This window comes from Streptomyces sp. NPDC096193 (assembly GCF_040302905.1).
Classification (GTDB): Bacteria; Actinomycetota; Actinomycetes; order Streptomycetales; family Streptomycetaceae; genus Streptomyces.
Window position 1 is genome coordinate 145996 of record NZ_JBEOSJ010000014.1, and the last position, 25249, is coordinate 171244.

General features: G+C 71.4%; 22 protein-coding genes. 12 read left to right on the top strand and 10 right to left on the bottom strand.

Going from position 1 to position 25249, the window contains the following annotated elements:
* Positions 1-148 precede the first annotated feature (148 nt).
* On the bottom strand, positions 149-565 hold the full coding sequence (gene ssgD, locus ABTX78_RS21380) for a spore wall synthesis regulator SsgD (RefSeq protein ID WP_352208352.1): 417 nt from the start codon (positions 563-565) through the stop codon (positions 149-151).
* Positions 566-729: 164 nt separating this feature from the next.
* Here ssgD and ABTX78_RS21385 point away from each other — a divergent pair, with 164 nt between their 5' ends.
* Positions 730-1845, top strand: coding sequence for a WD40/YVTN/BNR-like repeat-containing protein (locus ABTX78_RS21385; protein ID WP_352208353.1), 1116 nt, complete (start codon positions 730-732; stop codon positions 1843-1845).
* Positions 1846-2226: 381 nt separating this feature from the next.
* Here ABTX78_RS21385 and ABTX78_RS21390 read toward each other — a convergent pair whose 3' ends face one another.
* Positions 2227-2520: a YciI family protein gene (locus tag ABTX78_RS21390; RefSeq protein ID WP_352208354.1), complete on the bottom strand. Its 294-nt coding sequence runs from the start codon at positions 2518-2520 to the stop codon at positions 2227-2229.
* 176 nt (positions 2521-2696) lie between these two features.
* Between ABTX78_RS21390 and ABTX78_RS21395 the strand changes: the two genes are divergently transcribed.
* The 3 genes from ABTX78_RS21395 (at position 2697) to ABTX78_RS21405 (ending at position 5049) form a co-directional block, all read left to right on the top strand.
* The gene (locus tag ABTX78_RS21395) at positions 2697-3308 is read left to right on the top strand and encodes an RNA polymerase sigma factor (protein ID WP_352208355.1); all 612 of its coding nucleotides are present in this window, start codon (positions 2697-2699) and stop codon (positions 3306-3308) included.
* Entirely contained in the window at positions 3301-4245 is a 945-nt protein-coding gene (locus ABTX78_RS21400; protein ID WP_352208356.1) for a hypothetical protein, read from the top strand. Before ABTX78_RS21395 ends, ABTX78_RS21400 begins: the two co-directional genes overlap by 8 nt.
* A 111-nt stretch (positions 4246-4356) precedes the next feature.
* The gene (locus ABTX78_RS21405) at positions 4357-5049 is read left to right on the top strand and encodes an endonuclease V (protein ID WP_352208357.1); all 693 of its coding nucleotides are present in this window, start codon (positions 4357-4359) and stop codon (positions 5047-5049) included.
* Between the two features lie 175 nt (positions 5050-5224).
* On the opposite strand, the gene ABTX78_RS21410 is transcribed toward ABTX78_RS21405, so the two are convergent.
* Positions 5225-6424 carry a saccharopine dehydrogenase family protein gene (locus tag ABTX78_RS21410; protein WP_352208358.1) on the bottom strand — a complete coding sequence of 400 codons (1200 nt, stop codon included), beginning with the start codon at positions 6422-6424 and terminating at the stop codon, positions 5225-5227.
* A 218-nt stretch (positions 6425-6642) separates the two neighbouring features.
* On the opposite strand from ABTX78_RS21410, the gene ABTX78_RS21415 reads away from it, so the two are divergent.
* Genes ABTX78_RS21415 through ABTX78_RS21430 form a run of 4 tightly spaced genes read left to right on the top strand, consistent with a single transcriptional unit; the run spans position 6643 to position 12430 of the window.
* On the top strand, positions 6643-7785 hold the full coding sequence (locus tag ABTX78_RS21415; protein WP_352208359.1) for a CaiB/BaiF CoA transferase family protein: 1143 nt from the start codon (positions 6643-6645) through the stop codon (positions 7783-7785).
* Positions 7782-8924 carry an acyl-CoA dehydrogenase family protein gene (locus ABTX78_RS21420; protein ID WP_352208360.1) on the top strand — a complete coding sequence of 381 codons (1143 nt, stop codon included), beginning with the start codon at positions 7782-7784 and terminating at the stop codon, positions 8922-8924. Before ABTX78_RS21415 ends, ABTX78_RS21420 begins: the two co-directional genes overlap by 4 nt.
* A 33-nt stretch (positions 8925-8957) precedes the next feature.
* The gene (locus tag ABTX78_RS21425; protein ID WP_352208361.1) at positions 8958-10172 is read left to right on the top strand and encodes an acetyl-CoA C-acetyltransferase; all 1215 of its coding nucleotides are present in this window, start codon (positions 8958-8960) and stop codon (positions 10170-10172) included.
* 41 nt (positions 10173-10213) lie between these two features.
* Positions 10214-12430 carry a 3-hydroxyacyl-CoA dehydrogenase NAD-binding domain-containing protein gene (locus tag ABTX78_RS21430; RefSeq protein ID WP_352208362.1) on the top strand — a complete coding sequence of 739 codons (2217 nt, stop codon included), beginning with the start codon at positions 10214-10216 and terminating at the stop codon, positions 12428-12430.
* A 54-nt stretch (positions 12431-12484) separates the two neighbouring features.
* Here the strand turns inward: ABTX78_RS21430 and ABTX78_RS21435 are convergent, their stop codons facing one another.
* Positions 12485-13519: a helix-turn-helix domain-containing protein gene (locus ABTX78_RS21435; protein ID WP_352208363.1), complete on the bottom strand. Its 1035-nt coding sequence runs from the start codon at positions 13517-13519 to the stop codon at positions 12485-12487.
* A 93-nt stretch (positions 13520-13612) separates the two neighbouring features.
* On the opposite strand from ABTX78_RS21435, the gene ABTX78_RS21440 reads away from it, so the two are divergent.
* A complete protein-coding gene (locus ABTX78_RS21440) occupies positions 13613-15154 on the top strand; it encodes an alpha/beta fold hydrolase (RefSeq protein WP_352208364.1) in 1542 nt (513 codons plus the stop codon).
* Here the strand turns inward: ABTX78_RS21440 and ABTX78_RS21445 are convergent.
* On the bottom strand, positions 15151-15909 hold the full coding sequence (locus ABTX78_RS21445; protein WP_352208411.1) for a MerR family transcriptional regulator: 759 nt from the start codon (positions 15907-15909) through the stop codon (positions 15151-15153). The genes ABTX78_RS21440 and ABTX78_RS21445 overlap by 4 nt on opposite strands.
* A gap of 142 nt (positions 15910-16051) precedes the next feature.
* Here ABTX78_RS21445 and ABTX78_RS21450 point away from each other — a divergent pair, with 142 nt between their 5' ends.
* Entirely contained in the window at positions 16052-16528 is a 477-nt protein-coding gene (locus ABTX78_RS21450) for a macro domain-containing protein (RefSeq protein ID WP_352208365.1), read from the top strand.
* Positions 16529-16739: 211 nt separating this feature from the next.
* On the opposite strand, the gene ABTX78_RS21455 is transcribed toward ABTX78_RS21450, so the two are convergent.
* A complete protein-coding gene (locus ABTX78_RS21455) occupies positions 16740-17813 on the bottom strand; it encodes a S1 family peptidase (protein ID WP_352208366.1) in 1074 nt (357 codons plus the stop codon).
* Between the two features lie 839 nt (positions 17814-18652).
* Positions 18653-19639: a sphingomyelin phosphodiesterase gene (sph, locus tag ABTX78_RS21460; protein ID WP_352208367.1), complete on the bottom strand. Its 987-nt coding sequence runs from the start codon at positions 19637-19639 to the stop codon at positions 18653-18655.
* 258 nt (positions 19640-19897) lie between these two features.
* On the opposite strand from sph, the gene ABTX78_RS21465 reads away from it, so the two are divergent.
* A complete protein-coding gene (locus ABTX78_RS21465; protein ID WP_352208368.1) occupies positions 19898-20782 on the top strand; it encodes an ion transporter in 885 nt (294 codons plus the stop codon).
* Positions 20783-20884: 102 nt separating this feature from the next.
* Positions 20885-21787 (top strand): oxygenase MpaB family protein, encoded by a 903-nt coding sequence (locus tag ABTX78_RS21470; RefSeq protein ID WP_352208369.1) that lies wholly within the window; start codon positions 20885-20887, stop codon positions 21785-21787.
* On the opposite strand, the gene ABTX78_RS21475 is transcribed toward ABTX78_RS21470, so the two are convergent.
* The 3 genes from ABTX78_RS21475 to ABTX78_RS21485 form a co-directional block, all read right to left on the bottom strand.
* Positions 21729-23129, bottom strand: a complete 1401-nt coding sequence (locus tag ABTX78_RS21475) for a GH1 family beta-glucosidase (RefSeq protein WP_352208370.1) — start codon at positions 23127-23129, stop codon at positions 21729-21731. The two genes, ABTX78_RS21470 and ABTX78_RS21475, sit on opposite strands and share 59 nt — an antisense overlap.
* 65 nt (positions 23130-23194) lie before the next feature.
* Complete coding sequence (locus tag ABTX78_RS21480) at positions 23195-24100, bottom strand: carbohydrate ABC transporter permease (protein ID WP_352208371.1); 906 nt, start codon at positions 24098-24100, stop codon at positions 23195-23197.
* The gene (locus ABTX78_RS21485) at positions 24097-25059 is read right to left on the bottom strand and encodes a carbohydrate ABC transporter permease (RefSeq protein WP_352208372.1); all 963 of its coding nucleotides are present in this window, start codon (positions 25057-25059) and stop codon (positions 24097-24099) included. Before ABTX78_RS21485 ends, ABTX78_RS21480 begins: the two co-directional genes overlap by 4 nt.
* Between the last annotated feature and the right edge of the window lie 190 nt (positions 25060-25249).

Sequence of the window (25249 nt, forward strand, 5' to 3'; positions counted from 1 at the left end):
GCGGATCAGCACGCGGCGTCGGATGCGGTGCTTCGCAAGGCGGAGGGTCCCCGTATCCCGCGCGCATCAAGGCGATCCGACAGCGCGGCGAGGTGCCGTAGCTGTCGTCGTGCGCCCCGCCGGGGTTGTGGACAGCCCTCAGACGAGCTCAGCTCGCGTCGCGCAGCAGCTCGACCAGATGGTGATCGAGGTCCAGATGGAGGTGCTCGCGCCCGGCGGGCACCAGTTGCTGGACGCGCTTGAGGAACCGGCGCAGCTCGCTCGTGCGGATGTGCACCATCGCCACACCCTCGGGGGCGTGGAACTCCACGACGGTGCGGTCGTAGCCGTACGGCCGCACCCGTACGTCCCCGAAACCCGCCGGCGCGTCGACGCCCGCCGCGAGGAGCTCGCGCGAGAACACCCAGGACACGTCGGTGCCTTCGAGGGTCGCCGTGGCGGGGAAGGCGATCCGTACGGCGAAGGGGTCACGGCGGTCGTAGAGCAGCGTCGCCGGGACGGATTCCATCCGGGGCGCCGAGGCGACCATACGTGCCTGCACGGCGTGTTCGATCACGATGGACAAGGCCTTCTCCTCGGTGCACGGCTCGCCGGCGTCTGCCTGACACCGGAAGAGACGGCAGAACGAGCCATTGCGTGCATCGGAACCATGAGTGACATGTGTCACCGCCCGCGCGCGGGAGACGGCACCCTGGACGGGGTGCGGTGGGTGGGCTAGCTTCCAGCGCCATGACGTCCATGGGGAAGACGAGACGAATGGTGTCGGTGGGGCTGTGCGCGGCGGCGGTTGCCGCAGCTCTGACGATCCCGGCGCAGGCGGCCCAGCACTCCGGGAGCGGGGTGTCGCCGCAGTGGAACCTCAAGCAGACCGGCACGGACGTACGGTTCCGGGGCCTGGCGGCCGTCAGCCGTGACACCGCATGGGTGGCGGGCTCCAAGGGCACCGTGCTGCGCACCGCGGACGGCGGCCGCAGCTGGCGCGACATCTCGCCCCCGGGAGCGGGGGAGCTGGAGTTCCGCGACATCGAGGCCTTCGACGCCCGCCGTGCCGTGGTGCTGGCGATCGGCGAAGGCGAGGCGTCCCGCGTCTTTCGCACCACGGACGGGGGAGCGACCTGGACCGAGTCCTTCCGCAACGCCGATCCGAAGGCCTTCTACGACTGCATCACCTTCTTCGACAGCCGGCACGGCCTCGCCATGAGCGATCCGGTGGACGGCAAGTACCGCATCCTGTCGACGGCCGACGGCGGCGCGTCCTGGAAGGTGCTGCCCAGCGCCGGGATGCCGGCCGCACTGCCCGGCGAAGCGGGCTTCGCAGCGAGCGGTCAGTGCCTCGTCAGCTCGGGTCCCCAGGACGTCTGGCTCGCCACCGGCGGCGGCGCCACGGCCCGTGTGCTGCACTCCTCCGACCGCGGTCTGCACTGGGCCGTCGCCGAGTCCACCATCCCGGCGGGCGATCCGGCTCGGGGGGTCTTCGCCCTCGCCTTCAGCGACCGCCGGCACGGTCTGGCGGTCGGCGGCGACTACCGCACCGACCAGCAGTCGCCCAAGGCGGCGGCGGTCAGCCGTGACGGCGGCCGCAGTTGGCAGCAGTCCACGACACCGCCGCCCGCCTACCGCTCAGGTGTCACCTGGCTGCCGCACAGCAGCCGCGCGGCGCTGGCCGTCGGCCCGACCGGCACCGACCTGACGGTGGACGGGGGCCGCCGCTGGCGCACCGTCGACACCGGTTCGTACGACACCGTCGACTGCACGAAGGACTTCGGCTGCTGGGCCTCGGGCGAGAAGGGCCGCGTCGCACGCCTGGAGTTCAACAGGACCGAGGCAGGGTCCGTCATCCGCTAGGGCCTGTCGTTCGGATCAGGTCGGGTCAGTGAGTGGAGCACGCCCACGCCCGCAGGGCGTAGGGGGAGGGTCTGTTGCGTGCGACCGTAAGGCGGAGGAGGGAACCGACGCGGTGGGGGTACCGCCCTCGCCCGAAGGGCTACGGGTGGGGGCACCTCCCGTGCCCGAAGGGCTACGGGGGCCCGTCGGCGACTGACCGCAACGCGGCGTGGGGGTACCTCCCGTGCCCGAAGGGCTACAGGGGAGTGCGTGCCAGGCACGCGAGCCCGGCAGATCCGAACGAGAGGCCCTGGGGCCGGCGTCGTACGGGACCGCACGCCCCGCACGTGTCGCGGGTGCCGTCCGGCCGATCGGCGCGAGCCCGCGACCGGCCGGACACTCCTAGAGCTGCTGCCGGTACGGCGCGAGTCCGGGCGCGGTCTTCGTCGCGATGAACTCGGTGATCCGGTACTCACACACTCCGCCGACCGTGAAGGGGTCGGCCGCCGCGACCTCCTCGATCCGCGCGCGGTCGTCCCCGACGGCCAGGATCACGCCGCCGTCACGCGGGTTCTTGCGGCCCGAGGCGATGAACACACCCTCTTCGTAGAGTGCGTCCAGCCAGGTCACATGCTCATCGAGCAGCGCGTCGACGCGCTCGATCGCAGCGGTGTAGGTCAATTCCAGTACGAACATGATCGACAGGCTAGCCCGTGGTGCGCCCTGCCGTTGCCGGGGCGGCCCGGCGTACCGGGGACGCCCGGCACGCCCGCGTTCCACTCGGGCATCCACCTCTCGGAGACCTCCGTGAACCAGGCAGCGGACATCGGGCAATAGTGAGTGCCCAGACCGCCGGCCGATACGGAGACCGTGTGACCAGCCCGCCCGACAGACATGACGAGGACGCCTCGCTGATAGCCCGGTCCCTGGATCGGCCCGAGGTTTTCGGCGAGCTGTACCACCGGCACGCCGCGGGCATCCACCGCTACGTCACCCGCCGTCTCGGTGACGACGCGGCCGACGACATCACGTCCGACACCTTCCTCATCGCGTTCCGTACGCGCACGCGCTATGACCTCACCCGTTCCAACGCCCTGCCCTGGCTCTACGGCATCGCGGCCAACCTCATCGGCCGCCGACGACGGTCCGAGGTACGGGCGTTGAAGGCCATGGCCCGTACCGGCCTCGACCCCGTCGCCGAGTCGTGGACGGACCGGTCCGACAGCCGCGTCAGCGGGCAGGCCGCACACCGGTCCCTGGCCGGCGCACTCGCCGGGCTGCCCGCGCGCGACCGCCATGTCCTCCTGCTGACCGCCTGGGCGGACCTCACCTACCAGGGGGTCGCCGAGGCACTGTCGATTCCGGTCGGGACCGTGCGGTCCCGGCTCAACCGCGCCCGGAAGAAGGTCCGTTCGGCTCTCGGCGGGAGCGATCCCACGTCCTACGAGGCAAGCCAGTCGCAGGAGGCGGCCACCCATGGATGAGATGCAGATGCTCGGTGAGTTCCGCGCCGACGCACCCGCCGCCGACCGCGCCCGCCTGGCTCCCGCCCACGACCGGCTCCTCGCCGAACAGGACAGGAAGCCCCGGTTCCGTGGCAACTGGAAACTCACGGCACTCGGCGCCGCCGCCGCTGTCGCGGCTGCCGCCGTGCTGTCGACACAGCTCGGTCCGGACCCCGCTCCGCCGCGCCCCCAGACCGAGACGCCGGCCGTGACCCAGCCCCGGGACGGTCAGTGGGTCTATCGCAAGGTCATCGAGTGGCAGGCGCCGTTGAACTTCGTCAACGACCTCAACCCGAGAACCGACGACAGGGCGGGGAGCCCCGCTGGCTGGACGCACGAAACGGAGAGCTGGACGCAGTACGGCAGCGGCAAGCTGATACGCACCCTGCCCGAGTCGAAGCAGATCGACCGGCACGGCATCACCACCGCCAACTGGGGCTCCCCCAAGGCGCTGCGCGGCAAGATCGCGAAACTGCCCGACGAACCTTCCGCGCTGTTCCGGGCGTTGAGCACGATCTTTCCCGTCGGTGACGGCGGTGCCGGGAAGCAGAGCCTGGTGGACAGCGCCAACTACCACCGCGTGATGCTGGCCTTCACGGAGGTCGACGACATTCCGCCGAAGGTTCGCGAGTCGCTGTTCCGCGCCCTCGGCACGCTCTCCGGCGTCACGGTCTCGAAGCAGCCGGTCGAGGACGCCGCGGGCCGGCCGGCCCTGGCGGTGTACGAGGCGCGTTCCGAGTACAACCTGCGCCAGGAGCTGCTGATCGACCCGAAGACCCATAGGTACCTGGGCGAACGCACCCTGTATGTGGCCGGCGGAAAGCTCGACGGCAAGGTGACCACGAAGGACACGTTGGTGAGGCGCTCGGCTCTGGTGGCGAACAAGGTGGTGGACAACCACAGTCTGCGTTCCTGAGCCGGGCGTTGCCGGATCGGGCGACGGCTCCGCGGGCGGCGCGAACGCCCCGCGGAGTCGGTGCCGTTCGCGGGGCGCGCACCCGGCGCCGGGTCGTAGGGTGGCCGCACCATGAAGATCATCGAGAAGCCTGCCGACTGGCCCGCCGACGAGGCGACCGCCATCGCCGTCCAGGACGAACTGCGGACCCGCGTGGTCCTGGACGAGCCGGGCCCGCCGCCCTCCTCCGGGCTGGTGACGGGCGTGGACGTGGCGTACGACGACGAGCGTGACGTCGTCGCGGCGGCGGCCGTCGTGCTGGACGCCGTGACGCTCGACGTCGTGGAGGAGGCCACCGCGGTCGGCCGGGTGGCCTTCCCCTACGTTCCCGGGCTGCTGGCCTTCCGCGAGATCCCCACCGTGATGGCCGCTCTGGCCTCCCTCACCCGCGACCCCGGCCTCGTCGTCTGCGACGGCTACGGTCGCGCACACCCTCGGCGCTTCGGGCTCGCCGCCCACCTCGGGGTGCTCACCGGGCTGCCGGTCATCGGAGTCGCCAAGAACCCCTTCGTCTTCACCCATGCCGAACTCGGGCCGCGCCGGGGCGATGTCGCCGCCCTCCTCGCGGACGACGGGGAGGAGGTGGGCCGTGCGCTGCGTACCCGGGACGGTGTGAAACCGGTCTACGTCTCGGTCGGCCACCGCACCGGCCTCGACAACGCGTGCGCGCACATCCTCGCCCTGACGCCGCGCTACCGGCTCCCGGAGAGCACCCGGCGTGCGGACCGCCTCTGCCGCCACGCACTCGCCGAGGCGATCGCGTAGGACCTACCCGGCGCCCGACGGCTCGACCCTCAGGTGCCCGACGGCCCGACCCCTTCCCGACGGCCCGACCCCCGGGTTTCCGACGGCCCGGACTCCGGGTTCCGACCGCCCGATTCCCGGGCTCACTCCGGCAGCCGGTCCGCCCCGCCCCCAGCGTGCCGCCGCCCCCCGGTCCTCAGCGTGCCGCGGCCACCCGGAAGCGGATCCCGGCAGCCTGGAGCCGACTCAGCAGCGCGTCGCCCATCGCGACAGCCGTGGTGACCTGCCCCGAGGTGTCCGGCAGGGTGTCGAAGACCAGGCACAGCGCCGACTCGGCGAAGATCTTCGCCGTCTCGTCGTAGCCCGGATCGCCGCCCGAGACCTCCGTGTAGACGGTGCGTCCGCCGCCCTCGCCGACGAAGCGCACCGAGAACCAGCTCTTCGCCCGGCGCTTCTCGTCAGGGCCCTCACCCGGCTTGATCCGTTCCGACAACCAGCGCCGGGCCGCGGGCAACTGGGCGAGCCCGACCAGGGCGCCGACCGCCGCGGCCCCGCCCGCGGCCATGGGCAGCGTCCTGACCGCCGCGTAGTGCCGGTAGCGGAAGTCCGGCCCGTAGCGGGCCAGCGCCCGCGCCGAACGGGCGACGATCTGGCCGTCGATCACCGGCAACGGCAGCGCCCAGGCCTGCGTCTCCCGGCTGAACCGCGGCCCGCCGAGCGGGGAGCGTGCCCGCCGTCCCATCAACCGCGGCTCGTGCAGCCGCCGTTCGTGCGCGGCCTTCGCCATTTGCCGGCCGCGGCCCATCGCGTTGAGCGCGGACGCGAACGTACCGCCGGAGAAGGCCGCGCTGGAGCGGACGAATCCGTCGACGTTCAGCGGTACGTCCTGCGGCAGCTGCTGGACCGTGTAGTACGCGCCCAGGTCGTGCGGCACGGAGTCGAAGCCGCAGCAGTGCACGAGCCGGGCCCCGGTCTCCCGGGCCCGCGCGTCGTGGCGGACGTACATCAGGTCCACGAACTCGGGCTCGCCCGTCAGGTCGATGTAGTCCGTCCCGGCCTCGGCGCACGCGGCGACCAGCGGCTCGCCGTACCAGAGGTAGGGGCCGACGGTCGTGGCCACCACCCGGGCGGACTCGGCGAGTTCGCGCAGCGCCTGCTCGTCGTCGGCCTGTGCCTCGATCAGGGGGAGGTCCGCGCAGCCCGGGTGGTTCTCGGCGAGGCGCTCGCGCAGCCGTTCGAGCCTGTGGCGGCTGCGGCCCGCGACCGCCCAGCGGCATCCCTCCGGCGCATGCGCCGCGAGGTACTGGGCGGTGAGCTCCCCGACGAATCCCGTGGCTCCGAAGAGCACGATGTCGTACGGGCGCTGCTCGCGACCGGTCGCGTCCTGCCTGTTCAATGGCCCCTCCGCCGTTGTCGTCGGTGGCTGAGGCTAGCGTGCGAACGCGCCCGGAAAAAGATGCGTTCCTCATCGGTAACATCCGGCCGCCCCGAGGTCAGGACGCGAAGTCAGCCGAATCTAAGCGCTTGCTCGGCCCAGACCCTTGTATCCGGTGGAACGCGTTCTTACCATCGCTGGTGTTACATCAGTTGTGTCACATCAGAGCAGGGGACTCCATGGCAGTGGCAGGGAACGGCCCGCTCACCGGAGTACGGGTGGTCGAGCTGGCGGGAATCGGCCCCGGCCCGTTCGCCGCCATGCTCCTGGCCGACCTGGGCGCCGATGTCGTACGGGTCGACCGGCCCGGCGGCGCGGGACTCGCGATCGACCCCGCGTCCGACCTCACCAACCGCAACAAGCGCTCCGTGCTGATCGACCTCAAGGCCGACGACGGGCCCGAGCAGGCACTCGCTCTCGTCGAGCGGGCCGACATCCTCATCGAGGGCTACCGTCCGGGCGTCGCCGAGCGCCTCGGAGTCGGGCCCGGGGAATGCCTGGCCCGCAACCCCCGGCTCGTCTACGGACGGATGACCGGCTGGGGCCAGGAGGGGCCGCTTGGGCAGCGGGCCGGACACGACATCGCCTACATCGCGATCACCGGCACCCTCGGCATGATCGGCAAGCCCGACGAGCCGCCCGCCGTCCCGGCCAACCTCGTCGGCGACTACGCGGGCGGCTCCCTGTATCTCGTCGTCGGTGTGCTCGCGGCACTCCAGCACGCCCGCACCGAGGGCGGCGGGGGCCAGGTCGTGGACGCGGCCATCGTCGACGGCTCCGCCCATCTCGCCACGATGATCCACGGCATGATGGCGGCCGGCGGCTGGCAGGACCGGCGGGGGGCGAATCTGCTCGACGGCGGCTGCCCCTTCTACGGCGCCTATGAGACGGCCGACGGCGAGTACATGGCGGTCGGAGCGCTGGAGCAGCAGTTCTACAACGAGTTCGTCGAGCTGCTCGGCATCAAGGACGAGGCCCCCGCCCGTAAGGACTTCGACCGCTGGGACGAGCTGCGCGCCGCCGTCGCCGCCCGCTTCAGAACCCGTACCCGCGCGGAGTGGACCGCCGTCTTCGAGGGCTCCGACGCCTGTGTGGCGCCGGTGCTCTCCCTGCGGGAAGCTCCCGCGCACCCGCATCTCGCCGCTCGCGGCACCTTCGTCGACCACGGCGGGGTGACCCAGCCGGCGCCCGCGCCGCGGTTCTCCGCCACCCCCGGTTCGGTGCGCACGGGTCCCGCCATGCCGGGAGCCGACACGGCCGCCGTGGCCCGTGACTGGGACCTGCCCGGCCTCGTCGAGCCCGCCAAGGAGGGCACCCTGTGAAGCGCCAGATCTTCACCGCGGACCATGAAGCGTTCCGCGAGACCGTCCGCACCTTCCTCGCCAAGGAAGTCCTGCCGCACTACGAGCAGTGGGAGAAGGACGGCATCGTCAGCCGGGAGGCCTGGCTCGCCGCGGGCCGGCAGGGGCTGCTCGGCCTCGCCGTTGCCGAGGAGTACGGAGGCGGCGGGAACCCGGACTTCCGCTACAGCGCCGTTCTCGCCGAGGAGTTCACCCGCGCCGGCGCCGCTGGGCTCGCGCTCGGACTGCACAACGACATCATCGGTCCGTATCTCACGGGACTCGCCACCGAGGAGCAGAAGCGGCGCTGGCTGCCGGGCTTCTGCAGCGGCGAGATCGTCACCGCCATCGCGATGACCGAACCGGGTGCCGGGTCCGACCTCCAGGGCATCCGTACGACGGCCGAGGACCGCGGCGACCACTGGATACTCAACGGCTCCAAGACCTTCATCTCCAACGGGATCCTCGCCGACCTCGTCGTCGTCGTGGCGAAGACGACGCCCGAGGGCGGTGCCAAGGGCCTGTCGCTGCTGGTCGTCGAGCGCGGGGCGGAGGGCTTCGAGCGCGGCCGCAACCTCGACAAGATCGGCCAGAAGTCCCAGGACACGGCCGAGTTGTTCTTCCACGACGTACGCGTTCCCAAGGAGAACCTCCTCGGTGAGCGGGACGGCGCCTTCATCCATCTGATGACCAACCTCGCCCAGGAGCGCATGGGCATCGCGGTCGCCGGTATCGCCGCCGCCGAGTACCTGTTGGAGATCACCACCCAGTACGTCAAGGAGCGGGAGGCCTTCGGGCGGCCACTGTCCCGGCTCCAGCACGTCCGCTTCGAAATCGCCGAGATGGCCACCGAGTGCGCCGTCACCCGCGCGTTCCTCGACCGCTGCATCGTCGATCACGCGAACGGCGAGCTCGACGCCGTTCATGCCTCGATGGCCAAGTGGTGGGCCACCGAGCTGCAGAAGCGCGTCGCCGACCGCTGTCTGCAACTGCACGGCGGCTACGGCTACATGACCGAGTACCGCGTGGCCAAGGCCTTCACCGACGGCCGTATCCAGACCATCTACGGCGGTACGACCGAGATCATGAAGGAGATCATCGGTCGCTCCCTGCTCGCCTGACCCGACCTTCATCACCCTCGAAAGGCTGCTGTCTTGAGTACCGAAGCGTATGTCTACGACGCGATCCGCACGCCTCGCGGCCGCGGCAAGGCCACCGGCGCCCTGCACGGCACCAAGCCGATCGACCTCGTCGTCGGCCTGATCCACGAAATCCGCGACCGCTTCCCCGGACTCGACCCGGCGGCCGTCGACGACATCGTGCTCGGCGTCGTCGGCCCGGTCGGCGACCAGGGTTCTGACATCGCCCGTATCGCGGCGATCGCGGCGGGACTGCCCGACACGGTCGCCGGCGTCCAGGAGAACCGCTTCTGCGCCTCGGGTCTCGAAGCGGTCAACATGGCCGCGATGAAGGTCCGTTCGGGCTGGGAGGACCTCGTACTCGCCGGTGGCGTGGAGTCCATGTCGCGGGTGCCCATGGCCTCGGACGGCGGCGCCTGGTTCGCCGACCCGATGACCAACTTCTCGGTCGACTTCGTACCCCAGGGCATCGGTGCCGACCTGATCGCCACCATCGAGGGCTTCTCCCGCCGCGATGTCGACGAGTACGCCGCGCTCTCCCAGGAGCGGGCCGCGGCGGCCTGGAAGGACGGCCGCTTCGAGCGGTCCGTCGTGCCCGTCCGCGACCGCAACGGACTGCTCGTCCTGGACCACGACGAGCACATGCGACCGGGCACCACCGCGGACTCCCTCGCCTCCCTCAAGCCGTCCTTCGCGGGGATCGGCGACCTGGGCGGCTTCGACGCGGTGGCTCTGCAGAAGTACCACTGGGTCGAGAAGATCGACCACGTCCACCACGCGGGCAACTCCTCCGGCATCGTCGACGGCGCCGCCCTCGTCGCGGTGGGCAACAAGGAGGTCGGCGAGCGTTACGGGCTGACCCCGCGCGCCCGGATCGTCGCGGCCGCGGTCTCCGGCTCCGAGCCGACCATCATGCTCACCGGCCCCGCCCCCGCGACCCGCAAGGCGCTCGGCAGGGCCGGGCTCGCGATCGACGACATCGATCTGGTCGAGATCAACGAGGCCTTCGCCGGTGTCGTCCTGCGCTTCGCCCGCGACCTCGACCTGTCCCTGGACAAGATCAACGTCAACGGCGGCGCCATCGCCATGGGCCACCCGCTCGGCGCCACGGGCGCGATGATCCTCGGCACGCTCGTGGACGAACTGGAGCGCCAGGACAAGCGGTACGGCCTCGCCACCCTCTGCGTGGGCGGCGGCATGGGTATCGCCACCGTCGTCGAGCGTCTCTGACCGTCCTGTCCCTCACGGCCCCACAACGGAGCAGTCACACCATGAGCGAGACCACCACTTCCTCGACCATCCGCTGGGAACAGGACGAGACCGGCATCGTCACCCTGGTCCTCGACGACCCCAACCAGTCCGCGAACACCATGAACCAGGCGTTCAGGGACTCCATCGCGGCCGTCGCCGAACGCGCGGAGGCCGAACAGGACTCCATCCGCGGCATCGTGTTCACCTCGGCGAAGAAGACCTTCTTCGCCGGCGGCGACCTCAAGGACATGATCAGGATCGGTCCGGAGAACGCCCAGCAGGCCTTCGACGCGGGCATGTCCATCAAGCACGCCCTGCGCCGGATCGAGACCCTCGGCAAGCCGGTCGTCGCCGCGATCAACGGCGCGGCCCTCGGCGGCGGTTACGAGATCGCCCTCGCCTGCCACCACCGCATCGCCCTCGACGCACCCGGCTCGAAGATCGGTCTGCCCGAGGTCACCCTCGGACTGCTGCCCGCGGGCGGTGGCGTCACCCGCACCGTGCGCCTGCTCGGCATCGCGGACGCGCTGCTCAAGGTGCTCCTCCAGGGCACCCAGTACTCCCCGCAGCGGGCCCTGGAGAACGGCCTGGTCCACGAAGTGGCCGCCACCCAGGACGAGATGCTGGCCAAGGCGCGCGCCTTCATCGAAGCCAACCCCGAGTCCAAGCAGCCCTGGGACGTCAAGGGCTACAAGATCCCCGGCGGCACGCCGTCGAACCCGCGGTTCGCCGCCAACCTCCCCGCGTTCCCCGCGAACCTCAAGAAGCAGACCGCGGGCGCCCCCTACCCGGCGCCCCGCAACATCCTCGCGGCCGCCGTGGAAGGCTCGCAGGTCGACTTCGAGACCGCGCAGACCATCGAGGCCCGGTACTTCACCGAACTGGTCACCGGCCGGATCGCCAAGAACATGATCCAGGCATTCTTCTTCGACCTCCAGGCCGTCAACTCCGGCGCCAACCGCCCCCAGGGCATCGAGCCGCGCCCCGTCCGCAAGGTGGCGGTGCTCGGAGCCGGAATGATGGGCGCCGGTATCGCCTACTCCTGCGCCAGGGCCGGTATCGACGTCGTGCTCAAGGACGTCACCGCCGAAGCGGCGCAGCAGGGCAAGGAGTACAGCGAGAAGCTGCTCGCGAAGGCCCTGTCCCGCGGCCGTACGACCGAGGCCAAGCGGGACGCGCTGCTCGCCCGCATCACACCGACCGCCGATCCCGCCGACCTCGCGGGCTGCGACGCCGTGATCGAGGCGGTCTTCGAGGACACCGCCCTCAAGCACAAGGTGTTCCAGGAGATCCAGGACATCGTCGAACCGGACGCACTGCTCTGCTCCAACACCTCGACGCTGCCCATCACCGCGCTCGCCGAGGGCGTGACGCGGCCCGTCGACTTCATCGGGCTGCACTTCTTCTCGCCCGTCGACAAGATGCCGCTCGTCGAGATCATCAAGGGCGAGCGCACCGGGGACGAGGCGCTGGCCCGCGCCTTCGACCTGGTCCGGCAGATCAACAAGACGCCCATCGTCGTCAACGACTCGCGCGGCTTCTTCACCTCGCGCGTGATCGGACAGTTCATCAACGAGGGCGTGGCGATGATCGGCGAGGGCGCCGACCCCGTCTCGGTCGAGCAGGCCGCCGCCCAGGCCGGCTACCCGGCCAAGGTCCTCTCGCTGATGGACGAGCTGACGCTCACCCTGCCGCGCAAGATCCGCAATGAGACCCGGCGCGCGGTCGAGGAGGCCGGCGGCACCTGGGCGGGCCACCCGGCGGACGCGGTCATCGACCGGATGGTCGACGAGTTCGGCCGCCCGGGCCGCAGCGGCGGCGCCGGCTTCTACGACTACGACGGGGAGGGCAAGCGTGCCGGGCTCTGGACCGGCCTGCGCGAGCACTTCGCGAAGCCGGGCGTCGAGATCCCCTTCGAGGACATGAAGGAGCGGATGCTCTTCTCGGAGGCGCTGGACACGGTGCGCTGCCTGGAGGAGAACGTCCTGACGTCGGTCGCGGACGCCAACATCGGCTCGATCATGGGCATCGGCTTCCCGGCCTGGACGGGCGGGGTGCTCCAGTACATCAACGGCTACGAGGGCGGGCTGCCCGGCTTCGTCGCCCGCGCCCGCGAGCTGGCCGCCGCCTACGGCGAGCGGTTCGAGCCGCCGGCGCTGCTGGTGCACAAGGCGGAGCGGGGCGAGCGGTTCAGCGACGAGGAGCAGGCCGGTCAGGTCCGCACCGGGGGCGCCTGACCGGCACCTCCGGATCATCCGCGGGTGAGCGCGCCGCCTTCGTCGGTGGCGTGCTCACCCCGGCCGGGCCCTGCGGAAAGCGGCGCCGGTGTCCTCGGACACCGGCGCCGGCACGCGTACGGGCACGACCGCCGCGGTCCATAGCTGTGCGTCCAGTGCCGCGAGAAGCCAGTCGTGCGCGGACCCGGGCGTCGGCTCCGGACGGCCGCCCGGCGGGCTGTTCAGCTCGGCCGTCAGCTCCCAGTACCGGTCGAGCCGCGGGTCGGCCGCGAGCTGCCCGGACAGCAGACGGCGGAAGCCCGGAGTGTCCCGGGTCCCGAACGCACTCGCGTACGCGTCCACGAAGCCGTCCAGCGCCTCGCCCGGGTAAGGCTCCCGGTCGCGGCGCATCTGGGCGCCCGCCAGTTCGTACGCCTCGGCCAGACCCGCGTACAGCACCGCCGCCCCGCGGGATCCCGCGACCTGGTGCGCATGGGGACGGCACGGCTTCGACGCGCCGCACGGGCCGGTCGTCATCGCGGTCAGCCGGGCGAACGCGAGCACCTGCGCCGGGTCCGGGTCGTCGGGCGGAGACGGAACCGCCACCTCCAGGAACGCGGACGTCGCCCGGGCCGGCATCCGGGGCGGCAGCCAGCCACGCCAGAAGCGGGCCAGCGGGGCCGTGCTCGGCGGCGCGGTCACCGCCCCGACCAGGTGAAGCCGGTCCGCCCGCTCGCCCGGGGGGCTCTCCTGCACCAGTTGCAGCGCGGCCTCCCGCCAGCGCAAGGCCGCGAGCTGGGAACCGATCGCGCGCAACTGCCCGGCGACGGCGTCCTCCAGCGCGCCGCCCTCCGCGATGGCGGGGTCCTCGCCGTCCTGCTCGTCGAGGACGCGGCGCACGTCGGCCACCGGCAGACCGAGGGTGCGCAGCGAGCGGATCAACCGCAGCCGCTCCAGTGCGCCACGGCCGTACCGGCGATGCCCGCCGGCACTGCGGGAAGCTTCCGGCAGCAGCCCGCTGTCGGAGTAGAAGCGGACGGTCTTGACGCTGACACCCGCGCGTTCGGCGAGCTCTCCGATGCCGCACAGGCCGTCGGGCGAGGAGAACACTTGAACCTCCCTCAGGGGGAGTTTCTACGGTACCGGCGAGCGCGGCGGTCGATCGGACCGGTCCGCGGAGGGCGACGGATCGAGGAGAGTTTCATGACCGCATTCATCCTGGTGCCTGGCGTGTTCACGGGCGCGCAGGTGTGGGCGGAGACGGCCGCACGACTGGCGACGGGGGGCGACGAGGTGCACACCGTGGACCTCACCGGGCTCGGCGGGACCCGCGCCGCCGAGCCCACCGATGTCGAGGGACCGGTCGACCTGGAGACACACATCGCGGACGTGCTCAGAGCGATCGACGTGGTGGGCCCGGCGGCGGGCGGGGAGATCGTGCTCGTCGGCCACGACTACGGCGTCCATCCGGTGATGGGCGCCGCCGACCGTCGGGCAGGGCGCGTCTCCCGGATCATCTGCGTGGACTCCGCTCTGCCGCGTGACGGTGTCCCCGCCCTGGCCGCGGTGCCCGACCAGCGCTTGCGCGAGCAGACGGCCGAGCGTGGCTCGGCGGAACCGGGGGAGCTGTCGCCCCCGGCACGCGACGAGTGGCAGCGCTGGGGCAGCACGGCGGGCGTCCCCGCGGCGGCGCTCGACCGGCTCACGGAGGACGCCGCACCCCAGCCGCTGGGCACACTGCTCCAGCCGCTGCGGCTCACGGGCGCCGTCGCCGCGGTACCCACCACCGGTGTGCTGTGCACCGGCAACGGCACGAGCATCGAGCTGGTCCGGATGCTGGTGGGCATGGGCGATCCGGCGCTCCAGGTCCTCACCGCCCCCGGCGTGACCTTCTTCGAACTCCCCACCGGTCACTGGCCCATGCTGTCCTGTCCCGACGAGCTGGCCGACGTCCTGCGGAAGGCCGCCGCCGGTGAGGGGCACCGGCTGGAGCCGGCCGACGCCACGGAGCCGCCCGCCCATCTGCGGCCGTTCCTGCTGGACGTGCCCCAGCTTCCCCGCGAGCGGATCGGCAACGTGGACCTGTACCTGCCGGCTCACGCGGAGGAGCCGCGACCGGCGGTCGTGTTCGTGCACGGCGGCCCGGTCCCCGCCGACGCCCGGCCCACGCCGCGGGACTGGCCGACGCTGACGGGGTATGCCCGGTACGCGGCCGGCGAGGGCGTGGTGGGAGTGACGCTCGACCACCGCCTGCACGACGTGGCCGACTACGAGCGGGCCGCCGGCGACGTGGCCGCCGCGGTGGAGCGGGTCCGAACCGACCCGCGGGTGGACGCGGACCGGATCGCCCTCTGGTTCTTCTCGGGCGGCGGACCGATCGCGGCGGACTGGCTGGAGGCGCCTCCGCCATGGCTGCGCTGCCTGGCGGCCACGTACCCGGTCCTCGCGCCGCTGCCGAACTGGGGCCTCCCGGCCGGCCGGTTCCGGCCGGCGGAGGCGGTGGCCCACGCGGCTGCGCTGCCGGTGGTGCTCACCCGGGCGGGTCTGGAGAGCCCCGAGATCGCTGCCACGGTCGAGGAGTTCCTGGCCGCGGCGACCCGCTGCGGTGCAGATGTCGAGGTGGTCGATGTGCCGAACGGGCACCACGGCTTCGAGACGCGTGACCCGACGGACGAGTCGCGCGAGGCCGTGCACGGGGCGATGGGGTTGGTGCTGGGCCGCCTGCGGGACCAGGTCGCGACCTAGTCCGTGTCCTCGCCGCGTCCGGTGTCCGGCTCCGCCACGAACGCGGCCCGAAGCTCTTCCTTGAGCGACCGCTGGAACGCGGTCACCAGGGCCTGCACCACCAGCGGCTGCATATGGGCCGACAGGGACTTCATCGCTGCCACGTGCTCGGGGTCGGACTCCCGGCGGCGGTACGGGTTCCACACCTCGTCGCGGAACAGGCGGGTGAGCTCCTGGGCGGCCGAGCGGGTGTGCTCGACCAGGACCGTGCGGGCGGCGAGGATCGTCTCGTGGGCGATGGGCACGTCCAGCAGCTGCACGCCCAGCCGGAACAGCCCGCGGTCGAGGCGGAATACTCCCGGCTCCGGTGCCCGTTGCAGGACGTCCATCGCGATCAGCCGGCCGATGTCCTCCTGGCCCAGCGGGCGCCCGGCCCGCCGTTCCAGCTCGGCGGCGGTTGCCTCCTCCGCGGAGTCCGGCGCCCAGGAGGCCACCATCGCGCGATGGATCGCGAGGTCGTGGGCGCTGAGGTCGTCCGGCAACTGTTCGAGATAGCGTTCGATGGCGGACAGTGTCATGCCCTGGTGCTGGAGTTCCTCGATGAGGGCCAGCCGGGACAGATGGGCGGGGCCGTAGTGGCCCACGCGGCGAGGTCCGATCGTCGGAGGGGGCAGCAGCCCGCGCGTGCTGTAGAAGCGCACGGTCCGTACGGTCACCCCGGCACGGGCGGCCAGTTCGTCGACGGTGAGGGTCGGCTCGTCGGTCTCGGTCGCCATGTTCATGCCTCGCTCTCCACCGCTCGTCGTCGATCTCCCCGCGGTGCAACAGTATTGCTGTCTCACCATTGTTGTGAAAGCGGTGGGAGCGGGCGGAATGATAATCAGTCACGATGTCAGTGGTGATCCGTACCGTGGACGCATGTCGGGGATCACGTATGTACGGGGGGACGCCACCGCGCCGCAGGGCAAGGGGGTGCAGCTGATCGCGCACGTCTGCAACGACCTCGGCGGCTGGGGGAAGGGCTTCGTGCCGGCGCTGTCCCGCCGATGGCCCGAGCCGGAGCAGGCCTACCGCCGCTGGCACCGGGAGCGCGCGTCGAACGACTTCGGCCTCGGCGCCGTGCAGTTCGTCCGCGTCGGCCCGTATCTGTGGGTCGCCAACATGGTCGGACAGCGGGGGACCAGGACCGGGAGCCAGGGGGTTCCCGTGCGGTACGAGGCGATCGACACGGCCCTCGCCGCGGTGTCGGTGAAGGCGGCGGAGCTGTCGGCGTCGGTGCGCATGCCGCGGATCGGCTGCGGGCTCGCCGGCGGCAGATGGTCACGGGTCGAACCGCTGATAACCGACCGGCTGACGTCACGGGGGACGGCGGTGACGGTGTACGACCACGACTGAGGCGGGCCGGCCATGCGTACCGTGCGTGGGCGGGATTCCGGGGGAGGCAACGCAGGGCGCTCGGGACGGGCGAAGGTCGGCGCTCGGGACGGACGAAGGTCCGCGCTCGGGACGGACGGGCGTGCGCGCACAGGACGCGGGCGCGCGCTCGGGACGGCCGAAGGTCCGCGCTCGGGGTGAGCGACCCCCCTCGGCCGTCCTCGCGATGACGTCAGTAGACGTTCACGCCGTACGCAGCCAGTGCTTCGCTCACCGGCTGGTGGATCGCCGAGCCGTTCGTTCCCGTGCAGCCGGCGCTGCCCGAGTGGATGCCCAGCGCGACGGAGCCCGCGAAATGGGCGCCGCCGCTGTCGCCGCCCGCCGAGCAGGCGGTGGTGCGGACCATGCCGTAGACCGGTCCGTCGCTGTAGTTCACCGTGACGTTCACAGCGGTGACGGTTCCGGAAGTCACGTGCGTCGTGGAGCCGCTCTTGCGGACGGCCTGGCCGACGATGGCGTCGGCGGAGGAGGCGATGTCCTGGTAGCTGCCGTTGTAGAGGTTGACGTTGCCGGCGGGCTGGTCGGTGCCGGTGTAGCGCACGATGCCGTAGTCGTTCGTCGGGAAGCTGGTGCCTTCCCGGGTCCCGATCGCGGCGCCGCCGGCCGTGGCCGACCAGGTGTCGCCGAGATTGGTGCAGTGGCCCGCGGTCACGAAGTAGCGGACCGTGCCCTTCGCGGCGTTGAAGGCGGCGGAGCAGCGGACGCCGCCGCCGTAGACGGCGTCACCGCCGGCGACCTCCTTTTTGAACACTCCCGGCACGCGCGTGATCCGGACGGCGTCGCCCAGGCCGACGGCGACCCGCGTCAGGCGCGCCATGGAGAGCGTGGAGACGGACCGGTCGGCCTCGATCGCGACCTGGTTGGTCGAGGGGTCGATGCCCCACGAGGTGCCGGTGATCTTCGCCTTGGTCTCGAGGACGTTCATCGCGGCTTCGAGCTGGGCGGTGCTGCGCTCGACGAGTTGGGCCCGGGCGCCCGAGGCGCGTACCTCGTCGGCGGCGGCCTGGTCGGTCACGGTGACGACGAGTTCGCCGGTCTCGGAGTCGAGGTAGGAGCCGGCCGTGCGGTCGCCGAGGGTCCGTTCGAGCGTGGAGTCGAGTGCGTACTGACCGGGAGAGGCCGTGACCCCCGGGGCGGGGCTCGGCACCGGGTCGGGTGCGGCGTGGGCGGTCCCGGTTCCGAGACCGACGGCGGGCAGGGTGAGCAGTACCGAAAGGCAGATGCGCGCGCGGAGCGTGCGTCTCATGGGGGGCTTCTCCTTCGCAGGTGTCCGCTGTGGGGGGATTTACCGAGAAGCAGTGTGGACTGGACCAGTCCGGAGTGCGGACTCAATGTGGCATGGCCCTGTCATGCAGACAAGGGTGTGGAAGGCCCCCGGAAGAGCGGTTTTTCACGGGTGGTCACATCGCTCGGCAGGCGGACAGGCGGGCAGGCGGGGCAGGCGGGCAGGCAGGCTGGGCGGCGGTCGGCAGGAACCCGACGGCTCGGCACCGGGGCCCCGGCAGGCAGGCAGGCAGGCAGGGGCGGCGGTCGGCAGGAACCCGACGGCTCGGCACCGGGGCCGCGGTAGCCCGGCGCATCCGGCTCGTGGCCATCGGCCCGGTTCCTCCGCCGGCACGCGACCGGCCACACCGGTCCGCCGGTACCGACCCCTCCCCAACCGCCCTCACGCCGCACCGCGCGGCACCGGCCGATCGTGCCCGTCACCGCGAGGCCGGTCAGCGGATCGGCCCGCCGCCATCCGGGTGCCGCACCGCCCGCGCACGGCAGTTCGGCCAGAGAGGTGAAACCTCACGCCGACCACGCGGCCCGTCGGCGGCCGAAACGGCCGGCCCGGCCCGAGCCACGGCGGATACGACCCGTGCCGCCCACGCGCCGCCGCCCAAACCCGCGAGACCCGCGACCGGCCCTGCCGCCGGATGGCTGACCCGCCGAATGCGGGCCGACCGTTCAGGGTGGCGAACGGCAGTGGTGGCCATGACATGGTCGAGAGCCGTCATGGCCACCACCGCGGAACACCGACACCCCTCACGGCCACGGCCACGGCCTCCGAGGCGGGCCCGGCCGACCGCGAAGGGCCGGCGACTACTGCCCGGACGCGGTGACCGGGTAGTGGTCGGAGAGGTTCGTGTACGTGTACTCCGTGCCCCAGCTGGAGACGGTCCAGGGCGCGCTCTGCTCCTTGATCACGTCATTGGTCCAGCCGGCCTGCCGCGCATGCCCGGCACGGTGCAGGACGTAGTCGAGGTCCTCGCGGGCGTCGTCCGGGTAGCGGTCCGCGGCGATCGAGTTCTGCTCGGTGTCGAAGGAGTACGGGTGCCCCTTGCGCGTGTCCGCTCCGACCAGCCCGGCGTCGGCGAGCATCGTCGCGTACTCGGGCGTGCGCGAGTCCACGTTGAAGTCACCCGCCACGAGGACCTGTTCGGAGGCCGGGATCCTCTTGGCGTCGAGGAACGTGTCGATCGCCCGGAACTGGCGGCTGCGCATCTGCGCCGCCTCTCCCGCGCCGCAGCCGGAGTCGGTGGACTGCGCGTGCGTGCCCACGACGTGCACCTTCGCGCCGTTCACGCTCAGCACCGCGTACACGAAACCCTTGTTGGACCACCAGTCCGAGCCACAGGCGTCCTTGTAGACCCACTGCTCCTTGCGGACGATCGGCCACTTGCTGAGGACCGCGACACCGCCGTCCTCGGGGGTGGCGGCCGAGTAGGAACCGCCGGTCGCGTCCCAACCGCTCGTGCTCCGCCCCATCACCGGCGTCTGGTACGGGTACTGGGCAGCGGCCTTCTGCTTCATGGCATCCGAGGACGAGTTGTCGAACGCCTCCTGGACGACGACGACGTCGTTGCCCTGGAAGAACGAGGTCGCGGGAATCGCCGCGGCCCGGTGGTCCTGGCCCCAGTTGGGATACAGCGTCTTGCTGAAGAGGAAGGTGTTGTACGTCAGCACCTTCAGGCGCGGCGTCGCGTCCGCCGCGGCGGACGCCGTCGGGGCCGTGCCGGTGAGGACGGCGGCGGCGAGCGCGGTCGACAGGGCCGCGACGGGCAGGTGGCGGAGCGAGGAGGGCGGCACAGGGACTCCCGGATGGGGTGGGGGGTACGAGCGGCGACGCACATCAAAGCAGCCACGGTTACTCCTTGGTAATGGCTCGGGGCCTTCTTTCTTGCCGCCGCAGAACGATCTCGACAACTCCCGAGCCGGGCAGGTGTGCGAAGGGTGTACCCCTCCGGGTGGGCTTGTCGGGCCCGGGTGTGTGCGGCGCCCGTGCCACGGACATGTGTGCGCAAGTCTGGAGAGTTCACAGCCGAAGACACCTCAGGTGGGGAACGAATGAGCCTGCGCACCGACATGGCGAGCGACCGAAGGCGACAACTGGCGTACCGCGCCCGTCTGCTGACCGAGGCGGACTGGTTCTCCACCGTCGCCGTCTGCGCCATCGCGGTCAACGCGATGCTGCTGGGGGTGGAGACGTACGCGGGCTTCGCCGACCGCTGGGAGCTTCAGCTGAAACTCCTCGAACACCTGCTTCTGGGGGTGTTCACCGTGGAGCTCCTGATGCGCGCCGCGGCTCACGCCGACCGCCCCGCGGAGTTCTTCCGCAACCCCTGGAACATCTTCGACATGGTGGTCGTCCTCGGCGCGTTCCTGCCGTTCCTCAGTGAGAACACCACCGTGCTGCGACTGCTGCGCCTGGCCCGGGTCGTCCGCACCGCGCGCTTCCTGCCGCAGCTGCGGATCATCGTCACCGCCATCGGCAAGAGCATCCCGGGCGCCGTGAGCTTCCTGCTGGTCGGCGCACTGCTGCTGTATCTGTACGCGATGCTCGGCTGGGCGTCCTTCGCCACGGCCGACCCGGAGCACTACGGCTCGCTCGGCAGGGCGGCGCTCACCCTCTTCGTGCTGATGACGCTCGACGGACTGGGCGACGCCGTCAACGCGGGTCTCCGGATCTCGCCGTGGTCCGTTCTCTACTACGCCTCGTATGTGCTGCTCAGCTCCTTCCTGCTGGTCAATCTGCTGATCGGGGTGGTCATCAACTCGCTCGAACAGGCCCGGGTACTTGACGAGGAGCGCAAGGTGCCCGCGACGCCCGACCCCGAGGCCGCCCAGGAACTCCGGGACCGCATCGCCGCGGCCCGGGCCTGTCTGGAGGACCTGGAAGGACTCCTCGTCCACGTCCCGGCACAGCCGGAGAAGGCAGGCACCACACCCTGACGCACGAGGACCCGACGCACGAGGACGCGGGGGCTTCCGCACGCAGATGTACGCAGCCGAGCACGCTGCCGTCCGGCAGAGAGCAGGCCGTAAAATAGCGATATGTCCAAGGTTGTGGCCCCTTTGTCGCCACCGCCGGGCGGCGTGCTCTGGTCCGTCGTCGGCGACGTCCGCGAGCTGCTCATGCTGCCCGCAGCGCTCGCCCTCCAGGTGGCTCACCCCGCCGTCGCCGCGGGCGTCGACGAGCACTCCGTCTTCCGCACCGACCCCTGGGGACGCGGTGAGCGCTCTTTGCACTCGCTCCAGCTGTGGGTGTACGGCGGGGAGGAGGCCGCCCGCGAAGGGCAGCGGGTGCGCCGGCTCCACCGGTCCGTGCGGGGCACCGACCCCTACGGCCGCATCTACCACGCCCTCAGCCCCGACTACTACGCCTGGGTGCACGCCACGGGCTTCCCCGTGTTCCAGCACGCGCTGCGCTATCTCGCGCGACCCCTCACCGAGGCTCAGGAGCGCGCGCTGTACGCGGAGTGGCTCCAGGTCGGCCGGGTCCTGGGCCTCCACGAGAGGGACATGCCCCCGACGATCGAGGACTTCCGGCCCTACTTCCGCAAGATGCTCGCCGACGAGGTGGAGGAGACCGCCGTCCTGCGCGAACTGATCGCCCTGGACGCGCCGGTGCCTCCGCCCGGCCTCGGCCCGCTGCCGGTCAGGGCCCTGCTCGGGACCCTCTGGCCCGTGCTTCTGCCGTCCTTCGTCCGTGTCCGCCGCTTCCTCACCATCGGGCTCATGCCACCCGAGGCACGCACGGCGATCGGCCTCGACTGGACCGACCGCCAGGAGCGGGCGCTCGTTCGCTTCGGCCGGGTCGTACGGGCAGTGGTCCCCGTACTCCCCGACCGGCTGCGCTACCTCCCGCTCGCGCGCGAGGCGCGGCGGACCGCCGGGCTCAGCGGGCCAGCCCGCCGCGCGCGACGACATCGCCGTACCAGCGGGCGCTGTCCTTGAAGGTGCGCCGTTGGGTCGCGAAGTCGACATGGACGATGCCGAACCGCTTGCTGTACCCGTACGCCCACTCGAAGTTGTCCAGCAGCGACCACAGGAAGTACCCGCGCACATCCACCCCGGACTCGATCGCCCGGTGCACGGCCGTCAGATGCGACGCGAGGTAGGCGACGCGCTCGGGGTCGTGGACCTCGCCCGAGGGGTCGGCATAGTCGTCGTACGCCGCGCCGTTCTCCGTGATGACCAGCGGAACGCCCGGCAGGTCCTCCCTCAGCCGGGTCAGCAGGCCGTACAGCCCCTCCGCGTCGACCGGCCAGTCCATCGCGGTGCGCGGGCCCGGCGCGGGGACGAACCGTACGTGCTCCTCGGCCCCGGCCCACGGCGACGGAGACTCGGACGACCCGGCGGCGACGACGGTGGGGGAGTAGTAGTTGATGCCCAGCCAGTCGATCGGCGTGGAGATCGCCTCCAGGTCCCCCTCCCTGACGAAGGACCAGTCGGTCACCGTCGCGGTGTCACAGATCAGGTCTTCGGGGAGCCGGCCGTGGAAGACCGGTTCGAGGAAGACGCGGTTGCCGACGGCGTCGATCCGCCGCACCGCGTCCAGATCGGCCGCGGAGTCCGTCAGCGGACGGACGGCGTGCAGATTGAGCGTCAGCGCGATCTCGGACGTCGCCGGAAGGGCCGAGTGCAGCGCCTGGGCCGCCCAGCCGTGAGCCAGATTGAAGTGGTGCGCGGCGCGCAGGGAGGCGTGCGCACTGGTGCGGCCGGGCGCGTGGACGCCGTTGCCGTAGCCCAGAAAAGCCGCGCACCACGGCTCGTTGAGCGTGATCCAGGCCGCCACGCGGTCGCCGAGCGCGTCCGCCATGATGCCGGCGTAGTCGCCGAAACGCTGCGCCGTCTCGCGTTGCGGCCAGCCGCCGGCGTCCTCCAGCTCCTGCGGCAGGTCCCAGTGGTAGAGCGTGGCCACCGGACGGATGCCGGCGGCCAGCAGCTCGTCGGTGAGCCGGCGGTAGAAGTCCAGGCCCTTCTGCACGGCCGGACCCCTGCCGGTCGGCTGCACCCGGGGCCAGGAGACCGAGAAGCGGTAGTCGGTGATCCCCAGCTGCTTCATCAGCGCGACGTCCTCGCGCATCCGGTGGTAGTGGTCGGCGGCGATGTCGCCGGTGTCGCCGTTTCGGACCTTGCCGGGGGTCCGGCTGAAGGTGTCCCAGATGGACGGCGTACGGCCGTCCTCCGCGGCTGCGCCTTCGATCTGGTACGCGGCGGTCGCGGTGCCCCAGCGGAATGCGGCGGGGAACCGGAGCTCCGTCGTCGTATCGGGGCGGGCGTCGACAGCGGTCATGAGGCGGAACTCCCAGGAGTTGTGGTGGAGCGGTGGGGGGTGGCAATGCGATCGGCTGCCGGGGCTCAGCCCTTCACGGCGCCCTGCATGATGCCTCCCACGATCTGCCTGCCGAGCAGGCCGAAGACGAGCAGCACGGGAAGGGTGCCGAGCAGCGTGCCGGCCATGATCACGGACTGGTCGTGGACGTAGCCGCCGCCGAGCTGGCGCAGGGCGACCTGCACCGTCGGCTCCTGCGAGGACAGGGCGATGATCGGCCAGAAGAAGTCGTTCCACGCGGCCATGAAGGTGAGCATGCCGAGGACGGCCATGCCCGGACGGGCGATGGGCACCACGACGGACCAGAAGATCCGGGCGCTGGACGCGCCGTCCACCCGTGCCGCCTCGATCAGCTCGTCCGGCAGCGACTGCACCAGGTACTGCCGCATGAAGAACACACCGAAGGCGGAGACCAGTCCGGGCAGGATGACGGCCTGCAGCTGGTTCACCCACTGCAGTTCGGCGATCAGCATGAACAGCGGGATCACCCCGAGCTGCGGCGGGATCATCATGGTGCCCACCGTGATCGCCAGTAGCGCGCCCCGGCCGCGGAAGCGAAGCTTGGCGAAGGCGAAACCGGCGAGCGTGCAGCACAGCACGGTGCCGACGGTGATCGAGCCCGAGACGATGAGGGAGTTCAGCAGCGCCTTGCCGATGTCCGCCTCCTCCATCACCGCCTCGAAGTTGCGCATCAGGTTCGGCCCGGGCAGCAGTGACGGCGGCACCTTCGCCAGATCGGCGTTGGACCGGCTGGCCGCGACGATCGTCCAGTAGAACGGGAACGCCGAGATCAGCAGGGCGACGATCAGGATCGCGTAGGTGAGCTTGCCGCCGTGCATGGTGCGGCCGGCGCGGGCCCTGCGCCGGCCGGGGGTCCCGGGGCGCCGGTCCGTGGCGGGCGGCTCGGTCGGCGGAGCGGCGAGCGCGGTCATCGGCCGGCCTCCTTGCGGTAACGGCGGCGCGCGATCAGGGCGTTGACCCCGACGAGCACCAGGATCAGCAGGAACATCACCCAGGCGATGGCCGCGGCCCGACCCAGGTGGAAGAAGCCCCAGCCCTGTTCGTACATGTAGAGACCGAGCGTCTGGTACTGGTGCGAGATGCCGCCGGAGGTGGAGCCCTCGAACAGCAACGGCTCCCCGAAGAGCTGCGTCGCGCCGATCGTCGACACGACGACGGTGAAGACGATCGTGGGCCGCAGCCCGGGCAGCGTCACATGGATGAACTGCCGCCAGCGGGAGGCTCCGTCCATCTCCGCGGCCTCGTACAGCTCGCTCGGGATGGACTGCATGCCCGCCAGGTAGATCAGCGCGTTGTAGCCGGTCCACCGCCAGATCACGATCGTGGAGACGGCGATCTGTGAACTGACGGTGCCGGTCTGCCAGTCGACCGGGTCGATGCCGACCAGACCGATGGCGTAGTTGATCAGGCCGAAATCGCGGCCGAAGAGCTGGGCGAAGACCAGCGTCGCCGCCGCGACCGAGGTCGCGTACGGCAGCAGCATCGCCGTGCGCAGGAAAGTACGGCCACGCAGACGGTAGTTGAGCAGATGGGCCAGACCCAGCGCCATCACCAGCTGCGGAACCGTGGACAGCACCCCGATGGTGAAGGTATTGCGCAGCGCGGTCCAGAAGATCTCGTCGCCGAAGAGCGCGGTGTAGTTGTCCAGGCCACGCCACTGCATGTCGCCGGGAGTCTGCAGTTCCACCCGGTAGAGCGACACGAACGCCGTGTAGATCAGCGGGAAGAGGCCGAAGGCGGCGAAGAGCGTGAAGAACGGCGCCACATAGGCGTACGGGGTCAGCTTCCGCCAGGTCCGGTGCGCTGCCGACGGCTGCGGGGGCGCCGGTGGCCGGGGCGCGTCCGGCTTCGTGGTGGCGGTGAGGGTCACGTGCGGCCCTTCGGGAGGAGGAACGGGGGTGTGGAACCGGAGGCCGGTCCGGCCGGGTGTCGAGGACCGGCCTCCGGAGCGTGGTGACCGGCGTCGAGGACCGGCCTCCGGGGCGTGGCGGCCGGGTGTCGAGGACCGGCCTCCGGGGCGTGGCGGCCGGGTGTCGAGGACCGGCCTCCGGAGCGTGGTG

Coding starts and splice junctions, on each gene's coding strand:
- ABTX78_RS21405 (WP_352208357.1), top strand. CDS start 4,357: ATGAAGATCATCGAGAAGCCTGCCGACTGGCCCGCCGACGAGGCGACC.
- ABTX78_RS21430 (WP_352208362.1), top strand. CDS start 10,214: ATGAGCGAGACCACCACTTCCTCGACCATCCGCTGGGAACAGGACGAG.
- ABTX78_RS21385 (WP_352208353.1), top strand. CDS start 730: ATGACGTCCATGGGGAAGACGAGACGAATGGTGTCGGTGGGGCTGTGC.
- ABTX78_RS21400 (WP_352208356.1), top strand. CDS start 3,301: ATGGATGAGATGCAGATGCTCGGTGAGTTCCGCGCCGACGCACCCGCC.
- ABTX78_RS21440 (WP_352208364.1), top strand. CDS start 13,613: ATGACCGCATTCATCCTGGTGCCTGGCGTGTTCACGGGCGCGCAGGTG.
- ABTX78_RS21470 (WP_352208369.1), top strand. CDS start 20,885: ATGTCCAAGGTTGTGGCCCCTTTGTCGCCACCGCCGGGCGGCGTGCTC.
- ABTX78_RS21450 (WP_352208365.1), top strand. CDS start 16,052: ATGTCGGGGATCACGTATGTACGGGGGGACGCCACCGCGCCGCAGGGC.
- ABTX78_RS21480 (WP_352208371.1), bottom strand. CDS start 24,100: ATGACCGCGCTCGCCGCTCCGCCGACCGAGCCGCCCGCCACGGACCGG.
- ABTX78_RS21390 (WP_352208354.1), bottom strand. CDS start 2,520: ATGTTCGTACTGGAATTGACCTACACCGCTGCGATCGAGCGCGTCGAC.
- ABTX78_RS21465 (WP_352208368.1), top strand. CDS start 19,898: ATGAGCCTGCGCACCGACATGGCGAGCGACCGAAGGCGACAACTGGCG.
- ABTX78_RS21445 (WP_352208411.1), bottom strand. CDS start 15,909: ATGGCGACCGAGACCGACGAGCCGACCCTCACCGTCGACGAACTGGCC.
- ABTX78_RS21415 (WP_352208359.1), top strand. CDS start 6,643: ATGGCAGTGGCAGGGAACGGCCCGCTCACCGGAGTACGGGTGGTCGAG.
- ABTX78_RS21455 (WP_352208366.1), bottom strand. CDS start 17,813: ATGAGACGCACGCTCCGCGCGCGCATCTGCCTTTCGGTACTGCTCACC.
- ABTX78_RS21475 (WP_352208370.1), bottom strand. CDS start 23,129: ATGACCGCTGTCGACGCCCGCCCCGATACGACGACGGAGCTCCGGTTC.